This is a genomic window from Kitasatospora sp. NPDC056783 (genome assembly GCF_042789895.1).
Classification (GTDB): Bacteria; Actinomycetota; Actinomycetes; order Streptomycetales; family Streptomycetaceae; genus Kitasatospora.
This window is the reverse complement of sequence record NZ_JBHUAF010000138.1, coordinates 1-19,438: the sequence shown is the minus strand read 5'-3', so window position 1 is coordinate 19,438 and position 19,438 is coordinate 1. Positions and strand designations below refer to the sequence as shown.

Here is a 19,438-nt window from a genome sequence, read left to right as displayed (position 1 = left end):
GGGCCCGGGAGCCGGGAAAGCCCTGAGCGCCGCCGTCCGCGGGCCGGCTACCCGCCGAGGTAACGCAGCACGGCCAGGACACGGCGGTTGTGGTCGGTGGTGCGGGGCAGCTCCAGCTTGTCGAAGACGGCGTTGAGGTTCTTCTCCACCGCGCTCAGCGAGATGTGCAGCCGCTGCGCGACGGCGGTGTTGGTCCAGCCCTCGGCGAGTGCCTCCAGGACGCTGCGCTCGCGCGGGGTCAGCCGGGCCAGCGGATCGGCGCGGGTGGTGCGGACCACCAGCTGCCGGACCACCTCCGGGTCGATCACCGCGCCGCCCGCCGCGACCCGCGTCAGGGCGTCCAGGAACTCCTCCACCTCGGCCACCCGGTCCTTCAGCAGATAGCCGACCCGCTCCGCGCCCGTGTCCAACAGCCGGGCCGCGTAACCGCGTTCGACGTGCTGGGAGAGGACCAGGACCCCGGTGTCCGGCCACCGCCCGCGGATCTCCACCGCCGCCCTGAGCCCCTCGTCGGTGTGGGACGGCGGCATCCGGATGTCCACCACCACGACGTCCGGCGGCTGCCGCGCCACGGCCGCGAGCAGGGCCGTCGCGTCACCGACCGCGGCCAGCACCTGGTGCCCCTCCTCGGCGAGCAGGCGGACCAGCCCCTCCCGCAGCAGGGTCGAGTCCTCGGCGAGGGTCACGCGCATGGCAGCTCCGCGGTGATGACGGTCGGGCCCCCGACGGGGCTGTGGACGTGGAGAGAGCCGTCCAGCGCGGCGACCCGCCCGCGCAGACCGGCCAGGCCGCTGCCCGCCGGGTCCGCGCCACCGCGGCCGTCGTCCTCCACCCGGACGGTGAGCAGCGCGGCGGTCCCGACCACCCGGGCCGAGACCGCCGAGGCACCGGAGTGCTTGGCGGCGTTGGTGACACACTCCGACACCACGAAGTAGGCCGCGGTCCGCACCGGGCCGGGCAGCGGGCCGGGCACCTCGTAGTGGAGCCGCAGCGGGATCGCGCAGCGCTCGGAGACCCCGCCCAGCGCCTCCTCCAGCCCCAGGGTGTCCAGCGCCGACGGGTACGCCCGCCAGGCCACCTCGCGCAGTTCGGTCAGCAGCCCCCGCGCCTCCCGGTGCGCCTGGCGCAGCAGTTCCGCCGTGAGCTCCCGGTCCTGGTGGCGCTCCAGTCCGCGCCGCGACCGGCCGAGCAGCATCGCCAGCGCCACCACCCGCTGCTGGACGCCGTCGTGCAGGTCCCGCTCGATCCGGCGCCGCTCGGTGTCCACCGCCCGCACCACCGCGGCCCGGCTGTCGGCGAGTTCGGCGACCCGGCGGCGCAGCAGCTCGGCCTCGGACGGGCCGAAGCACGCGCGGGCGAGCCGCGCGTCCAGCGCGGCCAGGGAGAACAGGCCCTGCACGGCGAGGAAGAGCAGCACCCCGCCGAGCAGGACCTGGATCGCCAGCTGCGCCCAGCCGAGCGAGCCGCGCAGCACCCCGCCGGCCAGCAGGACGGCCAGCCCCGCGCCGAAGCCCAGCAGCGCCAGCACCGCCCCGGTGACCAGCCCGCCGCCGGCCCGCGCCACCAGGTAGCGCAGCAGCCTCGGGTCCTGCGCCCGGTAGTGGCGGGGGAAGCGGTCGCCGAAGAACACGCGGCGCCGGGCCCGTTCCAGGGCGGCCAGCCGGCGCACCCCGGGCATCAACCTCCCCACGGCGTGGGGCCGGTGGCGCGGCCGGAGCAGGAACGGGCCGAGGACGACGGCCGTGAGGAGCAGGTACAGGGCGGCGGGGACGGCACTCGGGACGCCGAGCAGGAACCCCACGGCGCGGCGCGGCCACGGCGTCCGGTCCGTTGTGTCCCCCTGCATGGGGTCCGAGCTTACGGGGTCGGTGCGGGCGGGGGCGGCGGTGCCGGCCGGCTCCGCCCGGCATATTCGCTGGCCACGGCTCCGGCCTCCGGGTCAGGATGGTGCCATGGACGACGCTTTCACCCTGGGCTGGCAGTACTCCGCCGGTCTGGTCACGCCCGAGGACCTGCCGATGGCAGCCGCGAACCTGTTGGCCGAGGGCATCGGCGGGCAGTCGTCGGCGCTGTGCGACCTCGCGGGGCGGCCGGGCCGCGGCGAGAGCTCGGCCGAGCTGGAGGAACTGCTCTGGCAGGCGATGGCCGAACTCGGCCTGCCGGTGCCGGACGACGCCTTCGTCGAGCGCGCCGCGCTGCACCATGCGGCGGCGCGGCTGACGTCCGGGGAGATCACCGCGGCGAAGGCGTTCGGCCGGCTCCGCTGGATCTCCGGTGGCGACCTGACCGACGCGGAACGGCGGCTCCTGAGCGTGACCGACGAGCCCTGCTGCGAGGGCTGCTTCGAGTCGTGGCCGTCCGCGGTCCGGCAGGAGTGGGAGCGGGAGCTGAAGGCGGCCGCCCTCGACGTGGTGTCGGCGCCCGACCACGCGCCCACCGCCTCCTGGTACCGGGACTGACCGCTCGTCGTGCCCCCCGCTCCGTCCAGGGGCGGCCCGGAGGCTCAGCGGCCCAGCGCGGCCACGGTCTCCCGGGTCAGCTCCCGGGCGCGGGCGAGGGTGGCTTCGAGTTCCGCGGCGCTGCCGCCCGGGGCCGCCAGGAGCGAGCGAACCGTCCGGCCGAACTCCGCCGGGGTGTCCGGCAGCCGCTCCGCCACGGCCAGGGCGCCCTTCTCGTTGAGGCACCACCGGCGGTGATGGGCGTACAGGGCCTGGACCAGGATGCCGACGGCCCGGGACAGGCAGAGCGACACGTGCAGGGCGTCCGCGCGGGCTGCGCCCTTCGCCGCGGTGTCCACCAGGAACCCGGCCTCCCAAGTGGCGGCGGTCAGGGCCTCGCGCAGCGGCTCCGGATAGTCGGCCGTCCGGCGCTTGAGCGTCGCCAACTCGCCGGTGGGGTCGGCCAGTAGCCCGCCGAGCGCGACCTCGCCCGGGTAGCAGGGCGACCAGAAGCCGAGCGGGTGCCCGGCCTGCGTCCCCACCTCGTAGCGGCCCTCGCGGCAGTCCGCCCACACCTGTTCGACCCGGTCGAGGTCCCGCAGGATCCAGTCCACCGCGACCCCGTCGACCCGCAGCCACGCCCCGCCGTTCACCCACGGACCCCAGCCGCCCGGGCCGGCCACCTCCACCTCCGGCCCGGCGAGCGCTCGCAGCGCGTCGAGGCCGAGGGCCCCCCGGTAGTACACCCCGAGGTCCCAGTCCGAACCGGGCCGTTCCTCACCCCGCGCCCGGCTCCCGCCGAGCATCACCCCCACCACACCCGGCACCCGGGTGAGTCGCCCGGCCATGGACTCGATGATCGCGCGCATGGGGAGAGTCTGGCAGGTGCTCGGGTGCTCGGGTGCTCGGGTGCTCGGGTGCTCGGGTGCTCGGGTGCGGGGAAGTCCGGTGTGCCGCCCGGGCGTTCACGGAGGTGCGCGCGGAGGTGCCGCCGGGTGCCGCTCGGGCACGGATCAGTAGGGCGACTCGGTGAGGTACTTGGCGTCGGAGTCCTGGAGCCGGTTGCCGTCCTTGTCGTAGAACTGCCAGGACTTCGCCCGCATCGTCCCAGGGCGGGCCACCGCCATCTCCCGGATGGGGGAGTCGGCCACCGTGACGACCCGTGGCTCGGTGGTGGTGCCGTCCTCCCAGGTCACCGCCACCCGGCCGACGTCCGGACCGAGCTCGATCAGCACCAGGTCGACCGGGGGCACGATGCCGTCCTTGCTGGAACGGCCGATCAGGCCGCCGTTGAACTCGGTCCGGGAGCGCGGGTCCACCTTCCCGGGGGCCGGCCGGGTGCCCTCGTAGTCGTGGCCGATCCGCACCCCGTCCACCGTGAAGTAGACGTCGACGACATCGGAGTCCGGCTGCCAGTACTGCCGGACGTACTCCTCCGTCACCATGGCGACGCTCGCGTCGTAGCGGCCGCGCTCCGCCCGCACCGCCGTCGCCTGCTCGAACGCCCGCTCCTTCGGGGCCAGCGGCCACAGCTCGTGCCACACCTGCCACTGCTTGCCGTCCGCCGTCAGGCCCTCGTTCAGCAGCGTCCGGACCGGCGTGAGCGGGTCCCGTACGGCGGGGGCCGCGCTCGTCGCGGAGGCGGCCGTGGGCGACGGCACGGCGCCGACCTGCGCCGGGCCGATCCGCTGGGCGGGCGCCGGGCCCGGGCGCAGCTGCGCCACCGTCCCGCCGGCCAGTGCCACCACCGCGGCCAGCGCCACCGCGCCGACCACCGAACGGCGGCGCCGCCGCAGCCGGTGGCCGCCCGCCACGATGTCCGCCACCGGTGCCGGGCCGATCCTCGCCCCGGCCGCCGCCTCGGCCAGGCCGAGCCCCAGCCACTCCTCCTGGCCGTCGTCCACGGGATTCCGGTTGATGCCGTCGCTCATGCCGCCCCTCCGATGTGCGTCGTGTCCTTGAACTCCACCAGCGCCGTGACCTGCCGCAGCCGCGCGATCCCCTTCGCCGCGTGGCTGCGCACCGCGCCCACCGAGCACCCCATGGCCGCCGCGGTCGAGCTGTCGCTCAGGTCCTCCCAGTGCCGCAGCACCACCGCCTCGCGCTGGCGCGGCGGCAGGGTGGCCAGCGCGGCCAGCAGGGCCCCGCGCTGGTCGGACCGGGCGAAGCCGTCCTCGACCCCCGCCGCGTCCGGCACCGCGTCCACCAGTAGCTCCGGCGCCCGGCGGCGCCAGCGGCGGGCGTGCTGGTTGACCAGGATCCGCCGCACGTAGGCGTACCGGTCGTCGGCCCGGCGCACCTTCGACCAGGCCGCGCAGGCCTTCTCCGCGGCGGACTGCACCAGGTCCTCCGCCGCGTACTGCTCGCCGGCCAGCAGGTACGCCGTCCGCACCAGGCGGGGCCAGACCGCGACGATGAACGTCTGGAACTCCTCGTCCCGACCGCTCTTCGCTTCCTTCATGAGCACCTCCTCCACCCGTCCAGAGCCCGGCGGCGGCCGGAAACGCTTACCGGTGGCCGCGGCGTGCCGGAATTCGCCCGGTCGGTGGCCGGTGGCGGCACGACGATCCGCCGGATGATCATTTCTCATGACGTCGCGGGCAGCGGGCCCGCCGTGGTGCTGCTGCTGCACTCCTCGGTGTGCGACCGCCGGATGTGGGATGCCCAGTGGCAGCCGCTGATCGACGCCGGGTACCGGGTGGTCCGCTGCGACTTCCGACACTTCGGCGACTCGCCGCTCTCGGACCGCCCGTACAGCGACAGCGCGGACGTCCTCGACCTGCTCGACCACCTGGGCATCGAGGCCGCCGCCCTGGTCGGCGCCTCCCACGGCGGCCGGATCGCCCTCACGGCCGCCGCGCTGCGCCCCGAGGCGGTCACCTCGCTGGCGCTGCTCTGCGCGGGCATGCCCGGTCACCGGCGCGGCGACACCCTGCGGGCGTTCGGCGGGCGCGAGGACGAACTCGTCGAGGCCGGGGAGATCGACGCCGCCGTGGGATAGCCCGGGCCGTCTGGGCCCCCCGGCCTCACGGTGCCGTCCGCGGCCCCGGCCTCACGGTGCCGTCCGCGGCCCCGGGCCCACGGTGCCGTCCCGGGCCAGGGCCGTCGGCGCGGGGGCGCGGGCTCCGGCGGGATCGGTTCAGGGGGCCGGCGCGAGCAGCCGGCGGACGGCGGACGGGGTGTGGCCGAGGTGGTGGCGCAGGGTGCGGGTGAGGTGGGCCTGGTCGGCGTAGCCGAGGTCGGTGGCGAGGGCGGCGAGGCTGGGTTCACCGGCCTGGAGGCGGTCGAGGGCGCGGGCGATCCGGACGTGGTGGCGGTGGTGGGTCAGGGAGACGCCGAGTTCGCGGGGGAAAGCGCGGCTCAGGCGGTACGGGGAGACGCCCAGGAGGCCGGCGAGCGACAGCAGGGTGCGTGAGGCCGGGTGGTCCTCGGCGATCGCCTCGCGGGCCGCGGCGACCAGGGCGCGGTCGTGGGCGGCCGTGGGGCGGGCCGTGGCGGGGGTCGGCCCGGTGGCCGTCCGGGCGACGGTGGTGGCCAGCAGGCCGAGCAGCTGTTCGGTGACGGCGTAGTCGACGTCCCCCGCGCGGGCGGAGGCCAGGAGGCGGCGGTGGGCGAGGCCGAGCGGCGGGTCGACGTAGAACGGGCCGGAGTTCGGACCGGGGCCGCCGTCACCGGCGAGGGAGCGCCAGAGCGCGGGCGTCACGCTGATCGAGGTGCACCGGTCACCGCCGCTGGGGTGGGCGAAGCTCTCCTCCTCGCCCGGGGCGCCGAGGTAGCCGAGGCTCGGGTCGAGGTCGGCGGCCACTCCGGCGGCCCGGCGCCGGAAGCGGCCGTGCCGGACCAGCACGACGCGGTGGCCGCGATGGGCCTCCGGTGGGGACCAGCGGGTGTGGTCGTTGCGGCAGGCGACCGCGCTGATGTCGAAGTCGGGCCGGGCGGCGACGGGTTCGGCGGTGATCACGGTCGGCAGGGTACGGGCCGGGTCCGACACCGGGGCCGAACGCAAGGATGTTCAAGACCGGCGGGGCGGGCGGGCGGCAGGCTGTGTCCGGCGGTCACCCGCGACCACGCGCGGCCGTCCGCAGCCATCCGTAGCCACCCGCAACCGTCCGAGCATCGCAGGAGCGCGCGCCATGTCCGTACTGAACCGTCCCGCCACGATCGTCCTCGACTGCGCCGACCCGGTCGCGCTCGCCGACTTCTACCGGAAGGCCACCGGCTGGGAACTCACCCACAGCGACGCGGACTTCGCCGCTCTCGCCCCGGCCGGCCCCGGGCCCGGGCTGGCCTTCGCCCGGGTCGAGGAGGGGGAAGGCCACCGGGGGAGGGGCTGGCCGGAGGGCGGCCCGCGGCTGCACCTCGACTTCCCCGTCGCCGATCTTCCCTCCGTCGTCGAGGAGTTGACCGCCCTCGGGGCCACCCGGCCCGACTTCCAGCCGGGTGGGGGCGAGTGGGTCGTGCTGCTCGACCCGCAGGGGCACCCGTTCTGCCTGACTCCCGCCGGCGCCGACGACTGACCGTCGGGATCGAGGAGGGCGAGGAGCCTGCGGCGCCGTCGCGGCGGCTCCTCGCCCTCCTCCTCGCCCTGCTCGACGCAGCTGAACTGTCCGGATCTCCAAGGCCGTTCGAGCCGGCGCGCACCATCGGAACGGCCGGTGCGGCGAGGGAGGCCGTTCCGTCCGGGCAGGCCGTGACGTGACCGCCCGCGTACTGGTTCCTCTCCCCGCTGCGCCGAGCGCGCCGAGGGCCGCCGGGCGGGTGCTGGGTGGCCGATTCCGCCACAACGGTGAAAGCCGGGACTCGAACTCCAGTCGGGAGCCATGATGGCGGAGTGCACTTCACCTCGGAATCCAGCTCGGGCGGCGTGACGCGGCGCGGCTTCACCCTCGACGGCGTGCCCGGTGTGCTCTGGCAGCCGGAGGGGCTGCCGCTGGGCGGGCGGCCGTTGGTGCTGCTGGGGCACGGCGGCGGCGGGCACAAGCTGGGGACGGGGCTGGTGGAGCGGGCCGGGCGGTGCGTGCGGGGGCACGGCTTCGCGGCCGTGGCGCTGGACGCGCCGGGGCACGGGGAGCGGCCGCGCAGCGCGCAGGACGAGCGGTTCGCCACCGAGATCGGGGAGCTGATCGCGGCGGGCCGGCCGGTCAGCGCGTGGGTGGCGCGGCACACGGCGGCGCTCGCGGAGCGGGCGGTGCCGGAGTGGGTGGCCGTGCTGGACGCGCTGGACGAGGAGGCACGGGGTGAGGAGGCACGGGGTGAGGGGACGCGGGGCGAGGAGGCGCGGGCCGGCGCGGGGGAGGGCCTCTGGCCGGTCGGGTACTGGGGGCTGTCGCTGGGCAGCGTGATCGGCATCCCGCTGGTGGCGGCCGAACCGCGCGTCGTCGCGGCGGTGTTCGGGCTGACGGGGCACGGATCGCAGGCGGAGGCGGCGGGGCGGGTCGGCGTGCCGGTGGAGTTCCTGATGCAGTGGGACGACCGGCTGGTGCCGCGCGAGTGGGCGCTCGCGCTGTTCGGCGCGCTGGGCTCGCGGCGGAAGACCCTGCACGCCAACTCCGGCGGCCATCTGGAGGTGCCGGAGGCCGAACTGGACTCGTCCGAGAGGTTTCTGACCGGCTACCTGAGTGCCCGCTGAGTGAGCCCTGTGTGGTGAGTGCGGACTTCGGCCCGGCCGATGCCAACCGTCAGTAAAACTTCGCAAAGGATTTCTCCCTGCAACGAACTTGACCGGCAGTCGGTTCAACAGATTGTTGCAGCTCAGCGGCCTGTCGGTCACCCTTCGTGGATTTGGCGTAACCCTCCGCGCCCCCTGGACTTCGCATTTCGGAGGAGTACGGTTCCGGAGGAATCGCCGGGGCCGACTTTCGGCAGGCCGGCCGTACCGGAAAATTGGTGCGCAGCATGGGTCAGCAAATCGGTGGGGAGAGCGCCTCGGTGGCGGCTCGTCCGATATCCGGCAGGGTGGTCGCGGAAGTCCTCCGGGGCGTCGCGCAGGTGGATTTCATGCCGTCCGTCGTCTGCGGACTCTTCTTCGTGGCCGCACTGTTCGCCGCCGGCTGGCAGTACGGCCTCTACGGGCTGCTCGGCAGCGCCGTCTCCACCGCCGTCGCGTACGGGCTCGGGCTCGACCGGGAGGCCGTCGGGGCCGGGCTGCACGGGTACAACGGGTGCCTGGTGGCGCTGGGTTGTGCCGTCTTCCTGGGCACCGGACACCCGGCGACGGTCGCCGTGGCGGTCCTCGGGGCCGCCGTCGCCGTGGTGGTCACCGCGGGGGTCGGCGCCCTGCTCGCCGGCCGGGGTCTGCCCGCGCTGACCGCGCCGTTCTGCCTGGTCGCGACGGCCGTCACGGCCGCCGCCCCCGGCTTCCGGCGGCTGTGGCACGGCGCGCCCGCGCCCGCCGCGCTGCCCGTCCCGGCCGCCGGTCCGACCGGTCTGAGCTGGGATCAGCTCTGGCACGGGTTCTTCGCGAACATCGGTCAGATCTTCTTCATGCCGCAGTGGTACGTCGGCCTGCTGTTCCTGGCCGGCCTGTTCGCGGCGAGTCGCCTGGCGGGCCTGATGGCCTGTGCGGGAAGTGCCGCCGGACTGGTCACGGCCTGGGCTTTCGGCGCGCCCGGCGAGTCGGTCGGGCAGGGGCTGCTCGGCTACAGCGGGGTGCTGGTGGCGCTCGCGCTGTGCGGGGTCTTCCTGGCGCCCGACGGCTGGAGCGCGGCGTACGCCCTGGTCGGCGCGGCCGCCGCGACCGTGCTCACCCCGGCGCTCGGCGCGGTCTGCGCGCCCTTCGGCGGCCACGCCTTCACGTGGCCGTTCGTGCTGACCACGATGCTGTTCCTGGCGGCGGTGCCGGCCGTGCCGCGCCTGCGCCGGATCTGAATACCCACCAACTTCCTTGTGCGTCCTGCGTCTTGCGGACGTTTCGCATTTCTCGATCACCGGATTCTCGTCACCGGATTCTCGGAAAGGAAGAGTGATTCCCGTGAATCTCTCGCCGCGTGAGATGGACAAGCTGTACATCTACGTCGTGGCCGACCTGGCCCGCAAACGCCGCGATCGCGGCGTCAAACTGAACTACAGCGAAGCCTGCGCGCTGATCAGCGAGGCGATCATGGAGGGCGCCCGGGACGGCCGCACCGTCGCCGAGTGCATGGAGATCGGCAAGCAGGTCGTCAGCGGCGAGGACGTCATGCCCGGCGTGCGCGAGATGCTCCCGCTGCTCCAGGTCGAGGCGGCGTTCGTGGACGGGACCAAGCTGGTCTCCTGCCACGACCCGGTGGGTGCCTGAGCGATGGCCCAGCCTCAGGCCGCCACCGTGGTGCTGGCCGGCGGGCACGAGAGCGACGGCGGACGGACCCTGGCCGCCCTGGTCGCGCCCGGAGCCGCCGGACCCGTCGTGCACGCCGCCGCCCCCTCCGGCCGCCCGCTCGGCGAGGCCGTACGGTCGGCGCTCGCGGCGGCGGGCGACGGACCGGTGTGCGTCGTACCGATGACCCTCGGGCGTGACCCGAAACTGGTCGCCGACACCGCCCGCGCGCTGCGCTGGCTGGCCGCCGGGGAGGGCCGCGGACGGCTCGCCCTGACCGCCCCGTTCGGCACCGCCGACCACCTGATCGGCTGGCTGCGCGCCGCGGCCGGCACCGCCCCCGACGGCGCGGTGCTGGTCACCGCTCCGGTGGCCGGCCCCTTCGAGGACGCCGAACTGTTCCGGATCGCCCGCCTCGCCCGCCAGTACGGCCGGCATCGCTGGGTGGAGGTCGCCTTCGACGGCGGCGACCCCGACCCGGCCGAGGGCGCCGAACGCTGCCGACTGCTCGGCGCCCGCGAGGTGACGGCCGTCCCGGCCTCCTTCGGGCCCGCCCTGCGCGGGGCCCTGCCCGGTGTGCGGGACGGCGGTCCGCTGCTGCGGCCGTCCGCCGTCGCCGGGGTGGTCGCGGCCCGGACGGCGGCGGCGCTGCACCTGCTCGGGCACGGGGAGGACGGCATCCTGGCGGGCCTCGACGCCGAGCACGGGCACGGCTACGCGCACAGTCACGGGCCGGGGGAGCCGCGGCACAGTCACGGCCACGGTCACGGGCACGGGCCGGGGGAGCCGCACCAGCACCACAGCCACGCACACACCCCCCACGCACACACCCCCCACGCACACCAACCCGCACACACCCCCCACTGATCCGGCAGAGAGGAAGGCCAGCCATGTCTGGTGGCGCCGCATACCTGTACGGCGACGACCCGGTGGAGATCAACGCCGGCCGCGCCAAGGCCACCGTCACGGTCAGCAACACCGGCGACCGCGCGATCCAGGTCGGTTCGCACTACCACTTCTTCGAGGCCAACCGCGCCCTCGACTTCGACCGCAACGCCGCCTTCGGCAAGCACCTCGACATCCCGGCCGGGACCGCCGTGCGGTTCGAGCCCGGCGACACCAAGGACGTCACGCTCGCCGAGTTCGGCGGCCACCGCCGCCTGGTCGGCTTCGCCAACCTCGTGGACGGCGGCATCACCGCGCCCGACACCCGGGCCCGGGCCATCGACCGGGCCATCGCCCGCGGCTTCAAGGGCACCGACCTCGACCACAAGATCCAGCCGGGGAACGACTCGGCGGCCCACCAGGAAGGCGACCGCTGATGGCCATCCTCTCCCGCAAGCAGTACACCGACCTCTTCGGCCCCACCGTCGGCGACCGCTTCCACCTCGCCGACACCAACCTCGTGGTCGAGGTCGAGCAGGACTTCAACCAGGGCCACTACGGCGACGAGGCGGTCTACGGCGGCGGCAAGGGCATCCGCGACGGCATGGCCCAGGACCCGGCCGCGACCTCGGTGCAGGGCGCGCTCGACCTGGTCATCACCAACGTGGTGGTGATGGACGCGGTGCTCGGCGTGGTCAAGGGCGACATCGGCGTCAAGGACGGCTTCATCGTCGCCGTCGGCAAGGCCGGCAACCCGCACACCCAGAGCGGCGTGCACCCGTTGCTGGTGATCGGCCCCGGCACCGAGGTGATCTCCGGCGAGCACCTGATCGCCACCGCCGGCGGCATCGACACCCACATCCACTTCATCGCCCCGCAGCAGGTGCCGGAGGCGCTGAGCAACGGCATCACCACCCTGATCGGCGGCGGCACCGGCCCGTCCGACGGCACCAACGGCACCACCTGCACCCCCGGCCCGTGGAACATCCACCGGATGTACCAGGCGGTCGAGGACCTGCCGGTGAACGTCGGACTGCTGGGCAAGGGCAACGGCTCGCTGCCCGGCGCGCTGCGCGAGCAGGTCGAGGCGGGCGTGTGCGGACTCAAGGTGCACGAGGACTGGGGCAGCACCCCGGCCGCGATCGACACCGCGCTGAGCGTCGCCGACGAGTACGACGTCCAGGTGGCCATCCACACCGACACCCTCAACGAGTCCGGCTACTTCGAGGACACCCTGTCCGCGATCGACGGCCGCACCATCCACACCTTCCACACCGAGGGCGCGGGCGGCGGCCACGCCCCCGACATCATGCGGATCGCCGGCGAGCCCAACGTGCTGCCGTCCTCCACCAACCCCACGCTGCCCTACACCGTCAACTCGGTGGACGAACTGCTGGACATGGTGATGGTCTGCCACCACCTCAGCCACAACATCCCCGAGGACGTCTCCTTCGCCGACTCCCGGGTCCGCGCCGAGACCATCGCCGCCGAGACGGTGCTGCACGACGAGGGCGTCATCTCGATCTTCTCCTCCGACTCGCAGGCGATGGGCCGGATCGGCGAGTCCTTCGCCCGCGCCTTCCAGACCGCCCACCACTGCAAGGACCAGCGCGGCAAGCTGGCCGGCGACAGCGAGCGCAACGACAACGTCCGGGTCCTGCGCTACCTCGCCAAGCTCACCATCAACCCCGCCATCGCCTCCGGCACCGCCGACCACATCGGCTCGCTGGAGCCCGGCAAGCTCGCCGACATCGTGCTCTGGCCGATCAACTCCTTCGCCGCCAAGCCGAAGATGGTCATCAAGGGCGGCGTGATCAGCTGGGCGCTGATGGGCGACCCGAACGCCTCGCTGCCCACCCCGCAGCCGGTCTACTACCGTCCGATGTTCGGCCAGTACGGCCGGGCCAGGCAGGCCACCCGGGTGTCCTTCATGTCCCAGGCCGCGATCGACCTCGGCGTCCCGGCCCGACTCGGCCTGGAGAGCAAGGTGTTGCCGGTGCGGCGGTGCCGCTCGGTCGGCAAGCAGCACATGGTGCGCAACGACGCGCTGCCGAAGATCGCGGTCGACCCGGAGACCTACCGGGTCACCCTGGACGGCGAGCCCGCCACCATCGAGCCGGCCCGCGAACTGCCGCTCAACCACCTGTTCTACCTCGCGTGAACAGCGGTCTCGACGGTGCTCCGGGCGGAGTCCCGCCCGGTGTCCGGGACGGAGTCCCGCCCGCTGTCCCGCCCGCCGTCCGGGATGGTGGCCGGGACGGCGTTCACGGTGGTGGGCCGGACGCCCCGAGCGGCCTGGACGCCCTGTTGGTCTGCCTCCAGCTGACCGACTCGGCCTTCCCCAGCGGCTTCTACACCCTCTCGCACGGCCTGGAGGGCTACGCCCAGGCGAAGGCCGTCACCCCGGACACCCTGCCCGGACTGCTCGCCGACCTGCTCCGGCACAGCGTCGGACCGTCCGACGCCACGGCACTGGTGCTGGCCCACCGGGCGGCCCTGGCCGGTGACGCGGACCTCCTGGCCGAGACCGACCAGCGGCTCCACGCCACCAAGCTCAACCGCGAGCTGCGCCTGGCCGCCACCCGGACCGGCCGCCAACTCCTGGACATCGCCCGGGAGTCGGTGGGCGGCGAGGAGCTGGAGCGGTACGCCGCCCTGGTCGCGGACAAGCGGGCCCCCGGCTGCCAGGCGGTGGTGGCCGGGGTGGCGTACGCCTCGGCCGGGGTCCCGGTCGAACAGGCCGTCACCAGCGACCTGTTCGCGTTCTGCGCCAGCTTCGTCGGCGCGGCCCTGCGGCTGCGGCTGACCGACCACCGCAAGGCGCAGGTGGTGCTGCGGGAGACCGCCCCGGTGATCCGTGAGGTGGTGTCCGCCGCCCTGGAGCGGGAGCCGGCCGACCTCGGCGGCTGCGTTCCGGTCGCGGACGCGATGTCCGGGCGGCACGAACGGGCCGAGGCCCGGCTGTTCATGAGCTGAACCCCCAGAAATCTCGCGCAACGAAGGAACAGAGGAGGAGAGTTGACCGAGAACGTGCTCCGCGTGGGCATCGGCGGGCCGGTGGGCTCCGGCAAGACGGCGCTGATCGAGGCGCTGGTCCCGGTGCTGATCGCCCGGGGCCACCGCCCGGCGGTGATCACCAACGACATCTACACCCAGGAGGACGCCCAGCACGTGCGCCGCACCCTCGCCGGGGTGCTGGATCCGGAGCGGGTGGTCGGCGTGGAGACCGGCGCCTGCCCGCACACCGCCGTCCGGGACGACCCGACGATGAACCTCGCGGCCGGCGCCGAGATGCTGGAGCGCTTCCCGGACGTCGACACCCTGCTGTACGAGTCCGGCGGCGACAACCTGACGCTCACCTTCAGCCCGGTGCTGGTGGACCTCTTCCTCTTCGTCCTCGACACCGCCGAGGGCGAGAAGATGCCCCGCAAGCGGGGCCCGGGCATCACCGAGTCGGACCTGCTGGTCATCAACAAGATCGACATCGCCCAGTACGTCCGCGCCGACCTCGGGGTGATGGAGTCCGACGCCCACCGGGTGCGCGAGGGCGGTCCGGTGGTGCTCACCAACTGCCTGACGGGGGAGGGGCTGGAGGAGATCGCCACCTTCCTGGAGACCTTCCGGACGGTTCCGGCGTGACGGGTCGCTCGGCCGCGGCCGGCTCCGCCGTGACGGACCCCTCCGTCGCGGCGGACCCCTCCGTCGCGGCGGGCCCCTCCGTCCCGGCGGTGCCCCGGCTCGACCCGCGGCACTACGAGCCGGCCCGCGTCCCGTACCAGGTCCGGCGGTACGCCGGGACGCCGGACACCCTCGCGGTCGGGCGCCCCGGCAAGGTCGGGCTGCTGGAACTGGCCTTCGAGCGGATCGGCGGGCGGACCGAACTCACCGGCCACTACCAGAAGTCGCCGCTCCAGATCATGCGCCCGCTGTACTTCGACCCGGCCCGCCCGGACCTCGCCGTCACGTTCCTGATGTCCACCGGCGGCGGCATCCTCCAGGCCGACCGGCTCCGCACCGACCTGCACTGCGGTGCCGACACGGCGGTGCACCTCACCACCCAGGCGGCCACCAAGGTCTACCGGATGGAGCACGACTACGCGACGCAGCTGGTCAACCTGACGGCCGGCCCGGGCGCCTACGTCGAGTACCTGCCCGAGCCGGTGATCCCCTTCGTCGACTCGCGCCTCTACCAGCGGACCGTCCTCACCGTGGACCCCGCCGCGACGGTGCTGGCCGGGGAGACCGTCCTGGCCGGCCGGCTCGCCCGGGGCGAGCGCAACGCCTACCGGGTGTTCGCCTCCGACCTCGAAGTTCGGCGCCCTGGCGGCGAGTTGGTGGCACTGGACACCGTACGGCTGGAGCCCTCGGCGGGCGGCGGCCAGGGAGTCACCGGCCCGGCGGTGCTGGCCGGACACGACGTGATGTCCAGCCTGTACGTCCTCAGCCCGCTCGCCCCGGCCGCCCGGATCGCGGATGCCCTGCACGAGGCACTGGCCGGCCCCGGCGGCCCGTTCACCGGCCTGCTGTACGGGGTGAGCGTGCTGCCCCAGGACGGCGGCGCCTGGCTGCGGCTGCTCGGCTCCGACACCCGGGTCTGCGCGGCCGCCCTGCGCGCGGCCTGGGACGCGGTGCGGCGGCTGCTGATCGGAGTCCCGGCGCCGGATTTGCGCAAGACGTGACCCCGGCGCCTCGACCGGATCGATGGTCCCGGCTCGGGGCGCAGCGCCGTGGACCGTTCCGTCCTCGATCCGTTCCGTCCTCGGTCGGGTTCGTCGTCGGTCGGGTTCGTCGTCGGTCGGGTTCGTCGTCGAGGTCTGCGGATCGCCACCCACCCGGCCCCGGCCGGCCAGGGCTCAGGCCTGCCGCTCCACGAACTTGCGCTGCCAGGGCGTTTCGACGGCGTGCCGGTCGTAGTGCTCCCGCACGTACGCCACCGCCTCCGCCGCCGGGACGCCGTCCAGGACGGCGATGCGGGCGAGCGCGGTGCCCGTTCGGCCGCGGCCGCCGGCGCAGGCGAGTTCCACGCGTTCGGTGGCGGAGCGCTCCCAGGCCTCACGGAAGGCGTCGGCGGCGTCCGCGCGGTCGGCGGGGAGGCGGAAGTCGGGCCAGCGGACCCAGCGGCTCGGCCAGTCGACGTGCGGCCGGCGGCCCAACAGGTAGAGGCCGAAGTCCGGTCGGGGGCCGGGCGGCATCGGCCGACTGACGCCGCGGCCGCGCAGCAGGCGGCCGGAGGGCAGCCACAGGATGCCGGGGGCGGTCGGGTCCCAGGTGGTGGGGGCGGTCATGTCGGCCTTTCTCGGGGGAAGTTCGGTGGTCAGGAAGCCGCGTGCAGCCCCACCGGGCCGCGCGGCAGGCCGGCGCGGTGGGCGAGAGCGGCGGCCTCGCCGCGTGAGGAGACGTCGAGTTTGGCGAGGATGTTGGCGACGTGGAACTTCACCGTGGACTCGCTGATGTGCAGCGCCGCCGCGATGTCCCGGTTGCGGCGTCCCTGCGCCAGCTGATCGAGGACCTCCAGCTCGCGCGGCTGGAGGCCGTCCAACGGGTCGGTGGCGAGGGCGGGTTCGGGCAGGGCGAGGGGGAGGTCGACGGTCACCGTGGTGCCCCAGCCCGGGACGGCCTCGACGCGGTGCCGCCCGCCGAGGCCGGCGATGCGGTCGACGGTGCGGTGGACGGTGAGGGCGTCGGCGGTGAGCAGCCCGAGGCCGTCGCCGCGCACCACGGCGCGCAGCAGGCCGTCCGGCGTGAACTGCCAGCTCACGTGCAGCCGGGTCGGCTTCTCCCGTTCCAGCATCAGCAGCACGGCCACCCGGACGGCGTCGCGGGCGGTGTGCGCGGCGTCCGCCGGGACGGACCGGTCGGCCTCCGCCGGAGGCGCGACGTCGAGGTGGACCCGGGTGTGCCGCAGCAGCGGGCGCAGCTCGCGCACCAGCCGGGCGAAGGCGTCGGCGGCGGGCTTCTCGCTGAGCGTGCGGTCCAGCTCGGCGCCCTGGCGCAGGTCGAGCAGGGCGGTGACGGCCAGTTCGGTGGCGCTGCGGCGGGCCGCCGCGTCGTCCAGGTCGGCGGAGCGCAGCGGCGCCAGGATCGCGGTGAGCGCGGCGCTGTGGGTGCCGGTGAACTCGGCGATGGCGCGGGCGCGGGCGTTGGCGGAGGCCCGGGAGGCGGCCGCCTGGGCGGGGGCGGCGTCGGTGGCGCGGTGGTCGGAGTGGGCGGTCACCAGGTCCCACAGCTGTTGCAGGACGGCGAGCGCCCCGGGCGCCACCGGCGCGCCGGTCGACCGGACGAGGACGAGGAGGGCGTCGCTCCCGCGGCCCGGGGCGGTCGCGACGACCACCACCGGCCGGGGGCGTCCGGCGAGTTCGGCCTCGCCCTGCCAGGGCCTGCCGGTGGAGGTGGTGCCGGCGGTGCGCTCGGCCAGCCGGGACAGCTCCAGCGAGCCGATCGCGGCGGTCAGCTCGGGCGGGCCGTAGCCGTGCTTGGGGCTGAACGTGCAGACGCCGCTGAGCTGCGTGAGCGCCGTGTGCGGGACGAGGGTGGCGAGTACCTCGGACAGCCGTGGCAGGACGTCCGGCCTGGGGGCGCGCAGCACCTCGAGGGCCCGCGCCAGCGCGTCCTCGGGCCGGCCCCAGTGCTGCCGCCAGGTCTCGTCCGCGCCGCCCATGCCATCCACCATGCCGTTCACGCCGCCAGTGCCCCCCGTGCCGTCCATGGCGTCCAGCCTAGTTCGGGTGCCGCCGGCCCCGCCTGGCCGTTCGGACAGGTCGAACCGTCCGAAGGGCCGGCCGGACACCCGCCGCCCCGGCCGCAGGATGGAAGACGTCGGAGGCAAGCAACTCCCCTGAGAAAGAAGGACCTTCCATGACCAAGGCGATCGCGTTCTCCGAGTTCGGCGGCGCGGACGTGCTGCACCCGGCGGACATCGAACTGCCCGCCCCCGGCCCGGGCCAGGTGCGGGTCGCGGTGCGCGCGGTGGGCGTCAACCCGGTGGACCACAGGCTGCGCACCGGTGAGCTGGCCGGACTGTTCGGCATCGTCCTCCCCTATGTGCCGGGTGTGGAGCTGTCCGGCGTGGTCGAGGGCGTGGGCGACGGGGTGAGCGGCTTCGCGCCCGGCGACGAGGTGTTCGGCCACGCGACGGGCGGCGCCTACGCCGAACACGCGCTGGTGAAGGCGACCGAGCTGGCCCACAAGCCCGCCGGGCTGGGCTGGGAGGAGGCCGCCGCGATCCCGGTGGCGGCCGAGACCTCCGAGCGGGTCCTCGACGTCCTGGGCGTGCGGCCGGGCGAGACGCTGCTGGTGCACGGCGCGGCCGGCGGGGTGGGCACCCTGCTGCTCCAGTTCGCCCGGGCGCGCGGGATCACGGTGGTCGGCACCGCGAGCGAGCCGAACCACGCCTACCTGCGGGAGCTCGGCGCGATCCCGGTGGCGTACGGCGAGGGCCTGGCCGAGCGGGTGCGGGCCGCCGCCCCGGGCGGGGTGGACCGGGCGCTGGACGCGGCCGGGCGCGGCGGGGTGCTGCCGCTGTCGATCGAGCTGACGGGCAGCGCGGACCGGGTGCTCACCATCGCCGACGTGGTTGGCGCGCAGGAGCACGGCGTCCGGTTCAACGGCGGTGTCGAGGGCGTGGAACCGCACCACCGGCGCGCCTACGCGGCCGCGCTCGCCCTGTACGAGGAGGGCACCCTGCGGCTGCCGCTGCACTGGGTGTTCCCGCTGTCGGACGCGGCCGAGGCGCAGCGGGTCAGCGAGGCCGGACACCTGCGCGGCAAGATCGTGCTGACGGTCCGATAGCCGTCCGCCGCCCGCCCTGCCCCCATCTGCCCGTTTTGCATGCGTTTTGCATTGGGCTCGCCATTTTCGTACGGTTTCATCCGTTCGGAGTAATTCGGCAGGCGGACGCGCCGTGAACACGGCGCTAGGCCGTCCGGCCGACATGCGGTCCCTCGAACGGTCGACCAGGGTTGGCCGGACGTGGGCGGTACCGGACCGCCTGCCCTGACGGTCAGGAGGACCAGGCGTATGGGTGGAACGGACAGGCGGGCGGTGATCGGCGAGTTCCTCGGGACGCTGCTGCTGGTTCTGCTGGCGGTGGGTGCCGCGGTTCTCGCGGGCGACCAGATCGGCCCGGTGGGCATCGCGCTGGCATTCGGCTTCGTGCTGCTCGCGCTCGCCTACGCGCTCGGACCGATCTCCGGCTGCCACGTGAACCCGGCGGTGACGCTCGGCTTCCTGCTGGCCCGCCGGATCGACGGGCGCACGGCGGTGTCGTACTGGATCGCCCAGCTGCTCGGCGGCATCGCCGGCGCGGGGCTCGTCCTGCTGCTGGCCAAGCAGATACCGGGGCTGGAGACCCACGGAAAGCTCGGCACCAACGGCTGGGGCGACCGCTCCCAGGTGCACATCAACGCCGGCGGCGCGTTCCTGACCGAGGTCCTGCTCACCTTCCTGCTGGTGTACGTCGTGCTGGCGGTCACCCACCGGCTGGCGGCGGTCGGCTTCGACGGCCTGCCGATCGGCATCTCCCTGGCGGTCATCCACCTGGTCGGCATCCCGCTCACCGGCACCTCGGTCAACCCGGCGCGCAGCCTCGGCCCGGCCCTCTTCGCGGGCGGCGAAGCGCTCTCCCAGCTGTGGCTGTTCCTGCTCGCCCCGCTGGTCGGCGGCGCACTGGCGGCGGGCGTCCACCTGCTGACCCACCCGCAGCCCAACCTCCCGGTGGCGCAGGCCCTGGTCACCGACGCGCGGGTCTAGTCACCGCACGACGCCCGCACGACGCCCGCACGACGCCCGAGCGGCGGCCCGGACCGTACCGACGGTCCCGGGC

General features: G+C 74.6%; 22 protein-coding genes. 14 read left to right on the top strand and 8 right to left on the bottom strand.

Features of this window, described 5'->3' with window-relative positions:
* Positions 1 to 47: 47 nt before the first annotated feature.
* A complete protein-coding gene (locus ACFRMQ_RS20650; RefSeq protein ID WP_380731952.1) occupies positions 48 to 692 on the bottom strand; it encodes a response regulator in 645 nt (214 codons plus the stop codon).
* On the bottom strand, positions 683 to 1,846 hold the full coding sequence (locus tag ACFRMQ_RS20645; RefSeq protein ID WP_380731951.1) for a sensor histidine kinase: 1,164 nt from the start codon (positions 1,844 to 1,846) through the stop codon (positions 683 to 685). Before ACFRMQ_RS20645 ends, ACFRMQ_RS20650 begins: the two co-directional genes overlap by 10 nt.
* A 106-nt stretch (positions 1,847 to 1,952) precedes the next feature.
* On the opposite strand from ACFRMQ_RS20645, the gene ACFRMQ_RS20640 reads away from it, so the two are divergent.
* The gene (locus ACFRMQ_RS20640) at positions 1,953 to 2,459 is read left to right on the top strand and encodes a hypothetical protein (protein WP_380731950.1); all 507 of its coding nucleotides are present in this window, start codon (positions 1,953 to 1,955) and stop codon (positions 2,457 to 2,459) included.
* A 44-nt stretch (positions 2,460 to 2,503) separates the two neighbouring features.
* Here the strand turns inward: ACFRMQ_RS20640 and ACFRMQ_RS20635 are convergent, their stop codons facing one another.
* The 3 genes from ACFRMQ_RS20635 to ACFRMQ_RS20625 all read right to left on the bottom strand — a co-directional run bounded on the left by ACFRMQ_RS20635 (position 2,504) and on the right by ACFRMQ_RS20625 (position 4,899).
* Entirely contained in the window at positions 2,504 to 3,307 is an 804-nt protein-coding gene (locus tag ACFRMQ_RS20635; RefSeq protein WP_380731949.1) for a nucleotidyltransferase domain-containing protein, read from the bottom strand.
* A gap of 144 nt (positions 3,308 to 3,451) precedes the next feature.
* Positions 3,452 to 4,369 (bottom strand): hypothetical protein, encoded by a 918-nt coding sequence (locus tag ACFRMQ_RS20630; protein ID WP_380731948.1) that lies wholly within the window; start codon positions 4,367 to 4,369, stop codon positions 3,452 to 3,454.
* Positions 4,366 to 4,899, bottom strand: coding sequence for a SigE family RNA polymerase sigma factor (locus tag ACFRMQ_RS20625; RefSeq protein WP_380731947.1), 534 nt, complete (start codon positions 4,897 to 4,899; stop codon positions 4,366 to 4,368). Before ACFRMQ_RS20625 ends, ACFRMQ_RS20630 begins: the two co-directional genes overlap by 4 nt.
* Before the next feature lie 114 nt (positions 4,900 to 5,013).
* Between ACFRMQ_RS20625 and ACFRMQ_RS20620 the strand changes: the two genes are divergently transcribed.
* Positions 5,014 to 5,439, top strand: a complete 426-nt coding sequence (locus tag ACFRMQ_RS20620; RefSeq protein ID WP_380731946.1) for an alpha/beta fold hydrolase — start codon at positions 5,014 to 5,016, stop codon at positions 5,437 to 5,439.
* Between the two features lie 138 nt (positions 5,440 to 5,577).
* Here ACFRMQ_RS20620 and ACFRMQ_RS20615 read toward each other — a convergent pair whose 3' ends face one another.
* Positions 5,578 to 6,399 (bottom strand): helix-turn-helix domain-containing protein, encoded by an 822-nt coding sequence (locus ACFRMQ_RS20615; protein ID WP_380731945.1) that lies wholly within the window; start codon positions 6,397 to 6,399, stop codon positions 5,578 to 5,580.
* Positions 6,400 to 6,571: 172 nt separating this feature from the next.
* Between ACFRMQ_RS20615 and ACFRMQ_RS20610 the strand changes: the two genes are divergently transcribed.
* From ACFRMQ_RS20610 to ACFRMQ_RS20565, 10 genes are all read left to right on the top strand, one after another.
* Positions 6,572 to 6,955: a VOC family protein gene (locus tag ACFRMQ_RS20610; RefSeq protein ID WP_380731944.1), complete on the top strand. Its 384-nt coding sequence runs from the start codon at positions 6,572 to 6,574 to the stop codon at positions 6,953 to 6,955.
* Between the two features lie 314 nt (positions 6,956 to 7,269).
* A complete protein-coding gene (locus tag ACFRMQ_RS20605) occupies positions 7,270 to 8,067 on the top strand; it encodes an alpha/beta hydrolase (RefSeq protein WP_380731943.1) in 798 nt (265 codons plus the stop codon).
* Between the two features lie 266 nt (positions 8,068 to 8,333).
* Complete coding sequence (locus ACFRMQ_RS20600; RefSeq protein WP_380731942.1) at positions 8,334 to 9,305, top strand: urea transporter; 972 nt, start codon at positions 8,334 to 8,336, stop codon at positions 9,303 to 9,305.
* Positions 9,306 to 9,408: 103 nt separating this feature from the next.
* Positions 9,409 to 9,714: an urease subunit gamma gene (locus tag ACFRMQ_RS20595; protein WP_380700332.1), complete on the top strand. Its 306-nt coding sequence runs from the start codon at positions 9,409 to 9,411 to the stop codon at positions 9,712 to 9,714.
* Between the two features lie 3 nt (positions 9,715 to 9,717).
* Positions 9,718 to 10,599 carry a sirohydrochlorin chelatase gene (locus tag ACFRMQ_RS20590; protein WP_380731941.1) on the top strand — a complete coding sequence of 294 codons (882 nt, stop codon included), beginning with the start codon at positions 9,718 to 9,720 and terminating at the stop codon, positions 10,597 to 10,599.
* A gap of 23 nt (positions 10,600 to 10,622) precedes the next feature.
* Positions 10,623 to 11,054 (top strand): urease subunit beta, encoded by a 432-nt coding sequence (locus ACFRMQ_RS20585; RefSeq protein WP_380731940.1) that lies wholly within the window; start codon positions 10,623 to 10,625, stop codon positions 11,052 to 11,054.
* Complete coding sequence (gene ureC, locus ACFRMQ_RS20580) at positions 11,054 to 12,778, top strand: urease subunit alpha (RefSeq protein ID WP_380731939.1); 1,725 nt, start codon at positions 11,054 to 11,056, stop codon at positions 12,776 to 12,778. Before ACFRMQ_RS20585 ends, ureC begins: the two co-directional genes overlap by 1 nt.
* A gap of 134 nt (positions 12,779 to 12,912) precedes the next feature.
* Positions 12,913 to 13,593, top strand: a complete 681-nt coding sequence (locus tag ACFRMQ_RS20575) for an urease accessory protein UreF (protein ID WP_380731954.1) — start codon at positions 12,913 to 12,915, stop codon at positions 13,591 to 13,593.
* 42 nt (positions 13,594 to 13,635) lie between these two features.
* On the top strand, positions 13,636 to 14,256 hold the full coding sequence (gene ureG / locus ACFRMQ_RS20570) for an urease accessory protein UreG (protein WP_380731938.1): 621 nt from the start codon (positions 13,636 to 13,638) through the stop codon (positions 14,254 to 14,256).
* Between the two features lie 89 nt (positions 14,257 to 14,345).
* The gene (locus ACFRMQ_RS20565; RefSeq protein WP_380731953.1) at positions 14,346 to 15,296 is read left to right on the top strand and encodes an urease accessory protein UreD; all 951 of its coding nucleotides are present in this window, start codon (positions 14,346 to 14,348) and stop codon (positions 15,294 to 15,296) included.
* Between the two features lie 174 nt (positions 15,297 to 15,470).
* On the opposite strand, the gene ACFRMQ_RS20560 is transcribed toward ACFRMQ_RS20565, so the two are convergent.
* Positions 15,471 to 15,902, bottom strand: coding sequence for a protein phosphatase (locus ACFRMQ_RS20560; RefSeq protein WP_380731937.1), 432 nt, complete (start codon positions 15,900 to 15,902; stop codon positions 15,471 to 15,473).
* A gap of 29 nt (positions 15,903 to 15,931) precedes the next feature.
* Positions 15,932 to 17,323, bottom strand: coding sequence for a LuxR C-terminal-related transcriptional regulator (locus ACFRMQ_RS20555; protein WP_380731936.1), 1,392 nt, complete (start codon positions 17,321 to 17,323; stop codon positions 15,932 to 15,934).
* Between the two features lie 149 nt (positions 17,324 to 17,472).
* Between ACFRMQ_RS20555 and ACFRMQ_RS20550 the strand changes: the two genes are divergently transcribed.
* Together ACFRMQ_RS20550 and ACFRMQ_RS20545 are read left to right on the top strand one after the other, a co-directional pair.
* Positions 17,473 to 18,405 carry an NADP-dependent oxidoreductase gene (locus ACFRMQ_RS20550; protein ID WP_380731934.1) on the top strand — a complete coding sequence of 311 codons (933 nt, stop codon included), beginning with the start codon at positions 17,473 to 17,475 and terminating at the stop codon, positions 18,403 to 18,405.
* A gap of 228 nt (positions 18,406 to 18,633) precedes the next feature.
* Entirely contained in the window at positions 18,634 to 19,365 is a 732-nt protein-coding gene (locus ACFRMQ_RS20545; protein ID WP_380731933.1) for an MIP family channel protein, read from the top strand.
* Positions 19,366 to 19,438: the final 73 nt, after the last annotated feature.

Coding starts and splice junctions, on each gene's coding strand:
- ACFRMQ_RS20650 (WP_380731952.1), bottom strand. CDS start 692: ATGCGCGTGACCCTCGCCGAGGACTCGACCCTGCTGCGGGAGGGGCTG.
- ACFRMQ_RS20645 (WP_380731951.1), bottom strand. CDS start 1,846: ATGCAGGGGGACACAACGGACCGGACGCCGTGGCCGCGCCGCGCCGTG.
- ACFRMQ_RS20640 (WP_380731950.1), top strand. CDS start 1,953: ATGGACGACGCTTTCACCCTGGGCTGGCAGTACTCCGCCGGTCTGGTC.
- ACFRMQ_RS20635 (WP_380731949.1), bottom strand. CDS start 3,307: ATGCGCGCGATCATCGAGTCCATGGCCGGGCGACTCACCCGGGTGCCG.
- ACFRMQ_RS20630 (WP_380731948.1), bottom strand. CDS start 4,369: ATGAGCGACGGCATCAACCGGAATCCCGTGGACGACGGCCAGGAGGAG.
- ACFRMQ_RS20625 (WP_380731947.1), bottom strand. CDS start 4,899: ATGAAGGAAGCGAAGAGCGGTCGGGACGAGGAGTTCCAGACGTTCATC.
- ACFRMQ_RS20620 (WP_380731946.1), top strand. CDS start 5,014: ATGATCATTTCTCATGACGTCGCGGGCAGCGGGCCCGCCGTGGTGCTG.
- ACFRMQ_RS20610 (WP_380731944.1), top strand. CDS start 6,572: ATGTCCGTACTGAACCGTCCCGCCACGATCGTCCTCGACTGCGCCGAC.
- ACFRMQ_RS20600 (WP_380731942.1), top strand. CDS start 8,334: ATGGGTCAGCAAATCGGTGGGGAGAGCGCCTCGGTGGCGGCTCGTCCG.
- ACFRMQ_RS20590 (WP_380731941.1), top strand. CDS start 9,718: ATGGCCCAGCCTCAGGCCGCCACCGTGGTGCTGGCCGGCGGGCACGAG.
- ACFRMQ_RS20585 (WP_380731940.1), top strand. CDS start 10,623: ATGTCTGGTGGCGCCGCATACCTGTACGGCGACGACCCGGTGGAGATC.
- ureC (WP_380731939.1), top strand. CDS start 11,054: ATGGCCATCCTCTCCCGCAAGCAGTACACCGACCTCTTCGGCCCCACC.
- ACFRMQ_RS20560 (WP_380731937.1), bottom strand. CDS start 15,902: ATGACCGCCCCCACCACCTGGGACCCGACCGCCCCCGGCATCCTGTGG.
- ACFRMQ_RS20555 (WP_380731936.1), bottom strand. CDS start 17,323: ATGGACGGCACGGGGGGCACTGGCGGCGTGAACGGCATGGTGGATGGC.
- ACFRMQ_RS20550 (WP_380731934.1), top strand. CDS start 17,473: ATGACCAAGGCGATCGCGTTCTCCGAGTTCGGCGGCGCGGACGTGCTG.
- ACFRMQ_RS20545 (WP_380731933.1), top strand. CDS start 18,634: ATGGGTGGAACGGACAGGCGGGCGGTGATCGGCGAGTTCCTCGGGACG.